Genomic DNA, 11244 nt, shown 5'->3' with positions numbered 1-11244 from the left:
AACAATGCAACGCGGCAAATGACCGCGGCCGGTACTGTGAGGTGCCGGCGCGGATACCTTGGCAGCAGCGAAACGGGGAGTGGACGACATGCTGACGGTGACAACCGACCCGGTGCGCTTACCGCCGGGCACGCGACTCCCGAAACCTGTTCAGGGCCTGTGGTTCCTGCGCGACTACCACCACATGTACGGCGCTCTCAGTCGCCGCCTTGGCCCGGTTTTCCGGGTGAATATGCCGCGTCTGGGCCATGCGATTGTCATCAGGGACGCCGCCCTGGTCAAAGAGGTGCTGAACACCAGCACCGATCTGGTGGAACGCGCAACGACGGGAACCGCCAGCCTCGGCGACGGCTTCGGCCCTGGGTCGACGTTCGCCCTTGCCGGCGATGAGCTCCTCGAGCGGCGCAAGCTCATCCTCCCGCAGTTCCACGGCAAACGGATGCGCAGCTACGAGCCGATCATTGAAGAAGAGGTGCTGCGCGAGATCGAGGGCTGGCCCGAGGGGCAGGAATTCGAGACGTTGCCGTCGATGACGACGATGACACTTGGCGCGATCCTGCGTGCCGTGTTCGGCGCCGAGGGCGACACACTCGACGAGCTGTACGACTTGATCCCGCCCATGGCTGAGATCGTCGGTGTCTACCTGACCCTGCCGTCCTTCCTACGCCGCGATCTGGGTTCGTGGAGTCTCGGCGGGCGCTACATGCGGTACCGCCGCCGGTTCGACGCCGCGATCGATGCGCTGATCGCCGCCGCGCGGGTCGATCCCGCGCTGGACGAGCGCGCCGATGTGTTGGCGCTGCTGGTGCGGGCGCGTTACGAAAACGGCGAGCCGATCAGCGACCAGCGCATCTCCGACGAGATGCTCACCCTGCTGGTGTCCGGTCACGAGACCACCGCAGGATCGCTGGGTTGGACGGTCGAACGGCTGATCCGTCATCCGGAGTTGCTGACGCGGCTGACCGAAGAAGTCGACGCCGGCGGATCCGAACTGCGCCAGGCCACGATCTCGGAAGTCCAGCGCACCCGGACCGTCCTCGACTCCACCGTGCGGTGCACCAAGGCCCGCCTGCGCCTGGGCGAGTGGGTGGTGCCCAAGGACACCCGACTGGTACTGAGCCTCGCCCTGGTCCACGACTCCGACGACGTCTTCGACGACGCGATGTCGTTCAACCCGGACCGATTCCTCGGCAGTGCCGCCAAGCCGCGAGGGTGGATGCCGTTCGGCGGCGGGGTCAACCGGTGCGTCGGTGCGTCGCTGGCCACCATGGAAATGGACATCACGCTGCGCATCTTGTTGCGCGAATTCCGTTTCACGCCAACCGATGCGCCAGACGAGCGCGCACACTGGCGCGGGATCGCCTACCAGCCGGCACAGGGTGCACGCGCGACGGTCCACCGGCGATCCGCAAAGGCCGCACAAGACGCCGACTCGGCGCTGATGACCGATCACAGCAACACGTAATAAAGCCTGGCATACTCGCCGCTGTGACAAGCACCCTCCAGCGCTACCTCAAGCCCATCGACCCTCTGCCGTGGCTCAAGCTGGCCATGAACAAGTACTGGTACCCGTTGATCACCCGGCGGTGGGAAAGCGACGACATCGTCTTCCTCAACTGGGGCTACGAGGAAGAGCCGCCGCTGGGACTGTCGCTGGCGCCCGAGGATGAGCCCAACCGCTACTCCATCCAGCTCTACCACCGCACGGCCGCCCAGGCCGACCTCGGCGGCAAGAAGGTGCTGGAGATTAGCAGCGGCCACGGGGGTGGCGCTGCGTACCTGACCCGGACCTTCTCCCCGGGCTCCTACACCGGCCTCGACTTCAACCCCGAGGGCGTCGCGTTCGCCAAGAAGCGCCACAACCTGCCGGGGCTGGACTTCGTGGAGGGCAACGCCGAGGCGATGCCGTTCGCCGACAACTCTTTCGACGCCATCGTCAACATCGAGGCCTCGCACACCTATCCACACTTCGACCGGTTCCTCCCCGAGGTGGCGCGGGTGCTGCGCCCGGGCGGCGACTTCCTCTACGCCGACTTCCGCGGCTACCTGGAGTACGACGACTGGGACGCGGCGCTGGCCGCGATGCCGATGAAGATGGCCTCGAAGCGTGACATCAGCAAGGACGTGTTGCGCGCGCGGGACAAGAGCGCCGAGGTGTTCCTGGACCTGAACACTCGTCACATCCCGAAGTTCCTGCAGGGCTTCGGCAAAATGTTCGCCGGCGCACCCGGAACCCTGGCATACCGACAGATGCAGGCAGGTAAGGCGTCCTACCGGATGTACCACTTCATCAAAGACTGACGCCCAACCCGGACAAAGCAGCGAGCCCCGTGCGTAACGCACGGGGCTCGCTGTATCGAGAGACCGGGGGTCACTGCAGCCCTCAGGACACCGGCGCGGTCATTCATTGCTCGATGCCAGAAGCATAGGCAAGGCTGCCCTAATTTCGCAAGAGCTTCCCCTCGCGCGTGTCCGCGCCGCGGACAGGCCGCGCACCGGGAGGCCGAACCCCACAAGCGCGTCGAGCACCGCCTGACCGCGACGCATCGCGGCAAGCTCGTCGGCGCCGGCCAGCTGCGGCACCTGGGTTGCCGATGCGACCACCATTGATCCGACGATGTGCCACATCGCGGCGACTGACAGGGCTCCGCCACTGACCGTGTGCAGCCGGGCGAACAGCGGTTCCAAGGTGCGATGGCAGCGGTGGGCGACCCATGTCGTCAGCGCTGCCTCGCTCGGTAGACGGACCACGCCGCCGCCCAGGCCGGCGGCGGCGCACGGGTCATCGGGCAGGACGCGAACCGTGGGGTCGACGACCCCGGCCCAGTCGATGACGCCGTCGGAGTCAACGTGTACCCACAGGTTCTCCAAGCCGGTGTCCCACGCCCGGGCCTCCAGCACCACCAGTGCGACCACCCGGCCGATCACGGTGTGCACCAGCGTTGCCGCCAATTGCCTTGCGGCGCTTCGCCGATCCATGTCGATCGCCGCCGCGTCGAACATCGTCTTCAGGCGATCGGTGCTCAGCGCGGACGTCAGCGGCCACCAGCGGCGCACTGAGACGTCGCCCAGCACCGCGACCCCGTAGACGCGCGGACACTGCGGATAAAGCTCGCGAAGCCGTCGGCTGGAGTCGTGCAGCGGCAGCAAGCGGTCAATGGACATCGCCGCGATCAGTGGGTCGTCGATCGTTATCGTCACGGTCACCTCCTGTTGTAAGGTTAGCCTAACCATATGACGGAGTTTGAATCAGTGGGACCCCTCACCGGGCCGCCGCATACGGGGGCGAGGTACGACGGCCGGTAGTAAGCGCGGGTACGCTGACGGCATTGCCAAGGAGATGAGCACACATGGCTAAGCTGACGCGGCTCGGGGATCTCGAGCGCGCGGTGATGGACCACCTCTGGTCGACTCCTCATCCGCAGACCGTCCGACAGGTCCACGAAGCGCTCTCTGAGCAGCGCGATCTGGCCTATACGACCGTCATGACCGTGCTTCAGCGGTTGGCCAAGAAAAATCTCGTCTCGCAGATTCGCGACGACCGCGCCCACCAGTACGCGCCCGTGCACGGCCGCGACGAACTGGTCGCCGGACTGATGGTCGATGCGCTCGACCAGGCCGCCGACACGGGCAGCCGGCACGCCGCTCTCGTGCACTTCGTCGAACGCGTCGGCGTCGAGGAGGCGGATGCGCTGCGGCGCGCGCTCGATGAATTGGAATCAGGCCATCGGAAACCCCCGTCTGGTGGCGCTCGGCCGGAGGACTGAGGGACACTGGGACGATGTCTGGGCCGGCCTTCACCGTACTTGCGGTGATTCTGGTCGGCCCGATCCCGGCCCTGCTGGCGCGAGCATCCTGGCCGCTGCGCGCTCCCCGCGCCGCGATGGTGCTCTGGCAGGCGATCGCTGTCGCCGCGGTGTTGTCGGCATTCAGTGCCGGGATCGCCATCGCAAGCCGGTTGTTCGTGCCGGGCGCTGACGGGCGCCCCACCGCCAGCCCAGCCGCCGAAATCGGTCGACTCGGTTGGCCGCTCTGGCTTCTCGATGTCGCGGTTTTTGGGCTCACCCTGATGATCGGTGCCCGGCTGTTGGTCGCCGTCGTGCGCGTCGCCGTGGCCACCCGGCGCCGGCGGGCCCATCACCGCATGCTGGTCGACCTGCTCGGCCTGTCGCCCGATCTGCTGTCGGCGCGGGCCTGCACCCGCGGCCGCGACCTGCGCGTGCTCGAAGTGGCTCAGCCGCTGGCGTATTGCCTGCCCGGGGTGCGTAGTCGCGTGGTGCTCAGCGAGGGCGCGCTCGACTCGCTGACCGAAGACGAGGTCGCCGCGATACTCAGTCATGAGCGTGCGCATCTGCGCGCCCGCCACGATCTGGTGCTCGAGGCGTTCACGGCAGCGCACGCCGCATTCCCCCGATTCGTCCGTAGCGCAAGCGCTTTGGACGCCGTGCAACTGCTGGCCGAGTTGCTGGCCGACGACGCCGCGGTCCGCGTTGCCGGTCGCGCTCCCCTGGCGCGCGCGTTGGTCGCGTGCGCTTCGGGTCGGGCGCCGATGGGCGCGCTGGCCGCCGGCGGCTCCCACACCGTGCTGCGGGTGCGACGGCTGTCCGGCAGCGGCAACAGCGTGTGGGTGTCCACGGCGGCCTACCTCGCTGCCGCGGCGGTCCTGGTGGTGCCGACGATCGCGCTGGCCATCCCCTGGCTCACCGAGTTGCACCGGCTGTTCACCGCCGCCTAGTCGGGCACGAATCCCGCTGTGCCACAGTGTCTAGGGGCGATGCCCCGCAATGATGTAGTCACGAATGGAGAGGCGCATACATGAGCTCGTCGAATTCCACGACCGGAACCGCGCAGATCGGCGTCACAGGCCTGGCGGTGATGGGCTCGAACCTCGCCCGTAATTTCGCCAGCCACGGTTACACCGTTGCGCTGCACAACCGGTCGGTCTCCAAGACCGACGCGCTGCTCAAGGAGCACGGCGACGAGGGTAAGTTCGTCCGCTCCGAGAGCATCGCGGAATTCCTCGACGCGCTGGAGAAGCCGCGTCGGGTGATCATCATGGTCAAGGCCGGCGAGCCGACCGACGCCGTCATCAACGAACTCGCTGACGCAATGGAAGACGGCGACATCATCATCGACGGCGGTAATGCCCTCTACACCGACACCATCCGCCGCGAGAAGGCGATCCGGGAGCGAGGACTGCACTTCGTCGGTGCCGGCATCTCCGGCGGCGAAGAGGGCGCGCTCAAGGGCCCGTCGATCATGCCCGGCGGCCCCGCCGAGTCCTACAAGTCGCTGGGCCCGCTGCTGGAGGAGATCTCCGCGCACGTCGACGGCGTCCCGTGCTGCACTCACATCGGCCCCGACGGCGCCGGCCACTTCGTGAAGATGGTGCACAACGGCATCGAGTACTCCGACATGCAGCTCATCGGCGAGGCCTACCAGTTGCTTCGCGACGCACTCGGAAAGACCGCACCCGAGATCGCCGACGTGTTCGCCGAATGGAACAAGGGCGACCTGGACAGCTTCCTGATCGAGATCACCGCCGAAGTGCTGCGCCAGAAAGACGCCAAGACGGGCAAGCCACTGGTCGATGTCATCGTCGACGAGGCCGAGCAGAAGGGCACCGGCCGCTGGACGGTGAAGTCGGCCCTCGACCTCGGGGTGCCGGTAACCGGTATCGCCGAGGCGGTGTTCGCCCGTGCGCTGTCCGGTTCGGTTGCCCAACGCAAGGCCACCACCGAGTTGGCATCCGGCAAGCTCGGCCAAAAGCCAAGCGACGCAAAGCAATTCACTGACGACGTGAGTAAGGCGCTGTACGCCTCGAAGATCATCGCCTACGCGCAGGGATTCAATCAGATTCAGGCCGGCAGCGCCGAATACGACTGGGGCATCACCCCGGGCGACATGGCCACCATCTGGCGGGGCGGGTGCATCATCCGGGCCAAGTTCCTCAACCGCATCAAGGACGCGTTCGACGAGAACCCCGACCTGCCCACGCTGATCGCCGCGCCGTACTTCCGTGACGCGATCGAGGCGGGCGTCGACAGTTGGCGACGAGTCGTGGTGACCGCCACCGAATTGGGTATTCCGGTCCCGGGTTTCGCCTCGGCGCTCTCCTACTACGACGCACTGCGCACCGAGCGACTGCCTGCCGCGCTCACCCAGGGTCTGCGGGACTTTTTCGGCGCACACACCTATGGACGGACTGATGAGGACCCGAGCAAGAAGTTCCACACCCTCTGGAGTGCAGACCGCAGCGAAGTCTCTGCCTAGCGGGGCGCGATGAGGTTCCTGGAGGGCCAGCGTCCCGCATACGACCTGACGTACGACGACGTCTTCATCGTCCCGAACCATTCGGACGTGGCGTCCCGCTTCGACGTGGACCTGTCGACCGGCGACGGATCGGGCACCACCATCCCGGTGGTCGTCGCCAACATGACCGCGGTGGCGGGTCGGCGGATGGCCGAGACGATCGCCCGTCGCGGCGGCATTGTCGTTCTGCCGCAAGACCTTCCGATCACTGCGGTGCAGCAGACGGTGGACTTCGTCAAAAGCCGCGACCTGGTCGTCGACACCCCGGTGACCCTCGAACCCGAGGACTCGGTGTCCGATGCGCTAGCGCTGATCTCCAAGCGGGCTCACGGCGCAGCGGTGGTGACATTCGAGGGCCGGCCGATCGGCCTGGTGACCGAGTCGTGTTGCGAGGGGGTCGACCGCTTCGCTCGAGTGCGTGACATTGCGATCACCGATTTCGTGACGGCGCCGGTGGGAACAAATCCGCGCGAAGTTTTCGACCGGCTGGAGCACGCCCCGGTCGACGTCGCGGTGATGACCACGCCCGAGGGCACTGTCGCGGGCGTGCTGACCAAGACGGGCGCGATCCGCGCGGGCATCTACTCGCCGGCCGTCGATGCGCGCGGCCGGTTACGGGTCGCGGCGGCGGTCGGCATCAACGGCGACGTGGTCGCCAAGGCGCAGGCGGTGGCCGAGGCCGGCGTCGACCTGGTCGTCGTCGACACCGCGCACGGCCATCAGGTCAAGGCCATGGACGCGATCAAGTCGATCGCGTCGCTGGATCTGGGCGTGCCCCTGGTCGCGGGCAACGTGGTGTCCGCCGACGGCACCCGCGACCTGGTCAATGCCGGCGCGTCGATCGTCAAGGTTGGAGTGGGGCCCGGCGCGATGTGCACAACCCGGATGATGACCGGCGTCGGCCGACCTCAGTTTTCCGCCGTCATCGAATGCGCTTCGGCGGCAAGGCAACTCGGTGCCCACGTGTGGGCCGACGGCGGCGTGCGGCATCCCCGCGACGTGGCGCTGGCGCTGGCGGCGGGAGCGTCCAACGTGATGATCGGGTCGTGGTTCGCCGGCACCTACGAGTCGCCGGGCGACTTGCTGCGCGACCGGGAGAACAAGCCGTACAAGGAGAGCTACGGCATGGCGTCCAAGCGCGCGGTGGTCGCGCGCACCGCTGCCGACAGCCCCTTCGAGCGGGCCCGCAAGGCGCTGTTCGAGGAGGGCATCTCGACGTCGCGGATGGCGCTGGACCCGGCGCGCGGCGGCGTGGAGGATCTGCTCGACCACATCACCTCCGGGGTCCGCAGCACTTGCACGTACGTCGGGGCGTCGACGCTGGCCGAACTGCACGAGCGGGTGGTGGTCGGAATTCAGTCCGCTGCGGGTTTCGCCGAGGGACATCCGCTGCCATTCGGGTGGTAAGCGGCACACCTTCGCTACCATCGGAGATCACTCCCACCGTGGGAGACGTCTAAGAAGGGGTCACCGTGCCGCAGGCACCCGCGCCAACCGGCGTGCGTGACGCCGACCCAGAGGAGCCTCCTTCTCGCGGGTGGCCTCGATGAATCTGCTCGTCACGCTGCTGAGCTTGCTGGCGATCGTGCTGCTCACCGCCGGAACCGCCCTCTTCGTCGCCGCCGAGTTTTCCCTGACGACGCTCGAGCGCAGCACGGTCGAGGCCAATGCCCGCCGCGGTGGCCGGCGCGACAGATACGTCCAGCGAGCCCACCGCAGCCTGTCGTTTCAGCTGTCCGGGGCACAGCTCGGGATCTCGATCACCACGCTGATCACCGGATACCTCACCGAGCCGTTGGTGGCCGAGCTGCCGCACCCGGCGATGGACGCGCTCGGTGTGCCCAACCAGGTCGCCGACGCGGTGATCACCTTCCTGACGCTGCTGGTTGTCACGTCGCTGTCGATGATCTTCGGCGAGCTGGTGCCGAAAAACCTTGCGGTGGCCCGCCCGCCGGCGACCGCGCGCGCCGTCGCTGGCATGCAGCTGCTGTTCTCCTGGCTGATGACGCTGCCCATCCGGGTCACCAACGGGGTGGCCAACTGGATCCTGCGCAAGCTGGGCGTCGAGCCGACCGAGGAGCTGCGGTCGGCCCGCTCGGCGCAGGAATTGGTGTCGCTGGTGCGCACGTCCGCGCGCAGCGGCTCGCTGGACCCCGCGACCGCGGCGTTGCTGGACCGGTCGCTGCAATTCGGCGAGCTGACCGCCGAGGAGCTGATGACCCCGCGGTCGAAAATCGTTGCGCTGCAGGTGGATAACACCGTAGCCGATCTGGTGGAGGCGGCCACCGAGAGCGGTTTCTCGCGGTTCCCGGTGATCGACGGGGACCTCGACGAGACGGTCGGCATCGTGCACGTCAAACAAGTCTTCGGGGTACCGCCGGCCGAGCGGGCGCAGACGCTGGTCACCGCCGTCGCGCAGCCGGTCGCCACGGTGCCCTCCACACTGGACGGCGATGCGCTGATGGGGCAGATCCGGGCCAACGCCCTGCAGACCGCGATGGTCGTCGACGAGTACGGCGGCACCGCGGGCATGGTGACCGTCGAGGACCTGATCGAGGAAATCGTCGGCGACGTCCGTGACGAACACGACGACGCCACTTTGGACGTGGTCGCCGTCGACAGCGGCTGGCGGGTGTCCGGCCTGTTGCGCATCGACGAGGTGGCCGCCGCCACCGGCTACCACGCCCCCGAAGGCGAGTACGAAACGATCGGCGGGCTGGTCATGCACCAGCTTGGCCACATCCCGGTGATCGGCGACGAGGTGCAGCTCAACGGCTACGAGCACGACGGTGTTCCGCATGCCTCCGCGTGGCGCGCCCGGGTGCTCCGGATGGACGGCCGGCGCGTCGACCTGTTGGAGCTGACCCAGCTGCCGGATCGCGCCGACTCCGGCGTCGGGCGGGGACGCTGATGGGCGATCTCCTGGAGTTGCTGGCGACAATCCTGCTGATCGGCGCGAACGCCTTCTTCGTCGCGGCCGAGTTCTCGCTGATTTCCGCGCGCCGCGACCGCCTCGAAGCGCTCGGCGAGCAGGGCCGCTCGGGCGCCTTCACGGTGATCAGGGCCGGCGAGCAGCTACCGCTGATGTTCGCCGGCGCGCAGCTGGGCGTCACGGTGTCCTCGATCATGCTCGGCCGCATCGGCGAGCCCGCCGTTGCCGACCTGCTGCGACGCCCGTTCGGCCTGCTCGGCCTGTCCCCCGCGCTGCTGCACACCACGTCGCTGCTGGTGGCGCTGGCGATCGTGGTGACGCTGCACCTGCTGCTCGGCGAGATCGTGCCGAAGAACATCGCGATGGCCGGCCCGGAGCGGGCCGCGATCTTGCTGATCCCCGTCTACCTGGTCTACGTCCGAGCGGTCCGGCCGGTGGTCAACTTCTACAGCCGGTGCAACAACGGCATTCTGCGGCTGCTGCGGGTACGCGCCCGCGACGAGCTCGACGTCACCGTGTCCACAGTCGAGCTGAGCGAGATGATCGCCGAATCGGTGTCCGAGGGGCTGCTTGATCCCGAGGAGCACACCCGGCTCACCCGCGCGCTGCAGATCCGCAATCGCACCGTCGCCGACGTCGCGGTGCCGGCCGCGGACATCTACGCGGTGCCGGTGGCCGCCGCCGGATCCGGGCCGACCGTCGATGTCGTCGAAAAGGCTTTGGCCGCAACGGGTTACTCTCGCTTCCCGGTGATCGGCGTCGACGGCGGCTTCGCCGGCTACCTGCACATCAAGGACGTGCTCTCGCTGGCCGACGACCCGCAGGCCGTCATCGACCTGGGTCGGGTCCGGCCGCTGCCCCGCATCCCCGAGTCGCTCGGTGTCCCGGAAGCGTTGTCGCGAATGCGTCGCACCAGCAGCCACCTGGCGCTGGTCACCGGGGACGGCGGCGCCGTGGTCGCGATGGTCGCCCTCGAGGACCTGGTGCGTGATCTGGTCGGCGTCGTGCGCGACGGGACAGGGCGTGCCTGACGTAGCCCGTCGCCACCGCGGGCCGGCACGGCCCGAGAAGGAGCCGAGCAATCAGGCACGCGTCCTGTTGAGTGTCGAGCAGTGGACGATCCGGGCCCGCGACCACGCGCTGCGCGCCGAGAGTTTCGTAGCGCCACACGCGAAGCGGGCGCAGGTCGGTGAGCCGCACCCGGTGTGGGATTTCCTGTTCAGCTACTACAGCCTGCGACCGCGCCAGCTGCGCTGCTGGCATCCCGGCTACGGGGTGGCGCTCGCCGGTGACGAGGCGATCCGCCGCTACCGCGGACGCCGCGGCTACACCGCCGGCGCGTCCAGCGTTACGGTCGCTCGCGATTTCCTGCTCAGTCGGCTCGACACGATCACCTTCGTGGCCGGCCTACTGCGTTCGACCGCGCGGCGGCCGGCCCAGCTGAACTGCTTCGGTCTACACGAGTGGGCGATGGTCTACCGCAGCGGTGATGTTCGCCACGATCGCGTGCCGCTGCGCCTCGGCGCCGCGGGCACCGACACCGTCGTCGAAGCCGAGACCGCGGGACCATTGCGCTGCAGTCACTTTGACGCCTTCAGGTTCTTCACCCCCGAAGCCGCGCCGCGTAACGCGGGCGCGCCCAGTCGCGCCACCCAGCAGGACTGGGAACAACCGGGCTGCCTGCACGCGAACATGGACCTCTACAAGTGGTCCTACAAGCTCAGCCCGTTGATCGACTCCGAGTTGCTGCTCGACTGCCTGGAGCTGGCCGCGGCGGCGCGTGAGGTCGACATGAGGGCCAGCCCGTACGATCTGAGCGACTACGGCTACGCGCCGATTCCCGTCGAGGATGCGGCGGGCCGTGCCGAGTATGTGCGTTGCCAGAAGGCGATCGCGACTCGCGCCGAGCCATTGCGGGCAGCACTGCTGGCGCGGTGTGACCTGCTGCTGCAGGTTGCCGGTGGCAAATCGGCTGGCGGCTGGCCGGTAGGCTGATGGGT

10 protein-coding genes are annotated in these 11244 nt (G+C 67.9%); 9 read left to right on the top strand and 1 reads right to left on the bottom strand.

The window, feature by feature from the left end; all coding sequences use genetic code 11:
* Positions 1 to 88: 88 nt before the first annotated feature.
* On the top strand, positions 89 to 1465 hold the full coding sequence (locus tag PT015_RS05755) for a cytochrome P450 (RefSeq protein WP_285189492.1): 1377 nt from the start codon (positions 89 to 91) through the stop codon (positions 1463 to 1465).
* A gap of 23 nt (positions 1466 to 1488) precedes the next feature.
* A complete protein-coding gene (locus tag PT015_RS05750) occupies positions 1489 to 2301 on the top strand; it encodes a phthiotriol/phenolphthiotriol dimycocerosates methyltransferase (RefSeq protein WP_285189489.1) in 813 nt (270 codons plus the stop codon).
* A gap of 99 nt (positions 2302 to 2400) precedes the next feature.
* On the opposite strand, the gene PT015_RS05745 is transcribed toward PT015_RS05750, so the two are convergent.
* Positions 2401 to 3201 carry an iron reductase gene (locus PT015_RS05745; protein ID WP_285189488.1) on the bottom strand — a complete coding sequence of 267 codons (801 nt, stop codon included), beginning with the start codon at positions 3199 to 3201 and terminating at the stop codon, positions 2401 to 2403.
* A 149-nt stretch (positions 3202 to 3350) separates the two neighbouring features.
* Between PT015_RS05745 and PT015_RS05740 the strand changes: the two genes are divergently transcribed.
* From PT015_RS05740 to PT015_RS05710, 7 genes are all read left to right on the top strand, one after another.
* Positions 3351 to 3767: a BlaI/MecI/CopY family transcriptional regulator gene (locus PT015_RS05740; protein WP_285189486.1), complete on the top strand. Its 417-nt coding sequence runs from the start codon at positions 3351 to 3353 to the stop codon at positions 3765 to 3767.
* Between the two features lie 14 nt (positions 3768 to 3781).
* Positions 3782 to 4735 carry a M56 family metallopeptidase gene (locus tag PT015_RS05735; protein ID WP_285189483.1) on the top strand — a complete coding sequence of 318 codons (954 nt, stop codon included), beginning with the start codon at positions 3782 to 3784 and terminating at the stop codon, positions 4733 to 4735.
* A gap of 80 nt (positions 4736 to 4815) precedes the next feature.
* Positions 4816 to 6273 carry an NADP-dependent phosphogluconate dehydrogenase gene (gndA, locus tag PT015_RS05730; protein WP_285189480.1) on the top strand — a complete coding sequence of 486 codons (1458 nt, stop codon included), beginning with the start codon at positions 4816 to 4818 and terminating at the stop codon, positions 6271 to 6273.
* A gap of 9 nt (positions 6274 to 6282) precedes the next feature.
* A complete protein-coding gene (locus PT015_RS05725; RefSeq protein WP_285189478.1) occupies positions 6283 to 7719 on the top strand; it encodes a GuaB1 family IMP dehydrogenase-related protein in 1437 nt (478 codons plus the stop codon).
* A gap of 139 nt (positions 7720 to 7858) precedes the next feature.
* On the top strand, positions 7859 to 9223 hold the full coding sequence (locus tag PT015_RS05720) for a hemolysin family protein (RefSeq protein WP_285189476.1): 1365 nt from the start codon (positions 7859 to 7861) through the stop codon (positions 9221 to 9223).
* Positions 9223 to 10275 (top strand): hemolysin family protein, encoded by a 1053-nt coding sequence (locus PT015_RS05715; protein ID WP_285189474.1) that lies wholly within the window; start codon positions 9223 to 9225, stop codon positions 10273 to 10275. Before PT015_RS05720 ends, PT015_RS05715 begins: the two co-directional genes overlap by 1 nt.
* Positions 10268 to 11239, top strand: a complete 972-nt coding sequence (locus PT015_RS05710) for a 3-methyladenine DNA glycosylase (RefSeq protein ID WP_390887938.1) — start codon at positions 10268 to 10270, stop codon at positions 11237 to 11239. Before PT015_RS05715 ends, PT015_RS05710 begins: the two co-directional genes overlap by 8 nt.
* Positions 11240 to 11244 lie beyond the last annotated feature (5 nt).

This window comes from Candidatus Mycobacterium wuenschmannii, from assembly GCF_030252325.1.
Taxonomy (GTDB): Bacteria; Actinomycetota; Actinomycetes; order Mycobacteriales; family Mycobacteriaceae; genus Mycobacterium; species Mycobacterium wuenschmannii.
This window is presented reverse-complemented; position numbering and strand designations above follow the sequence as displayed.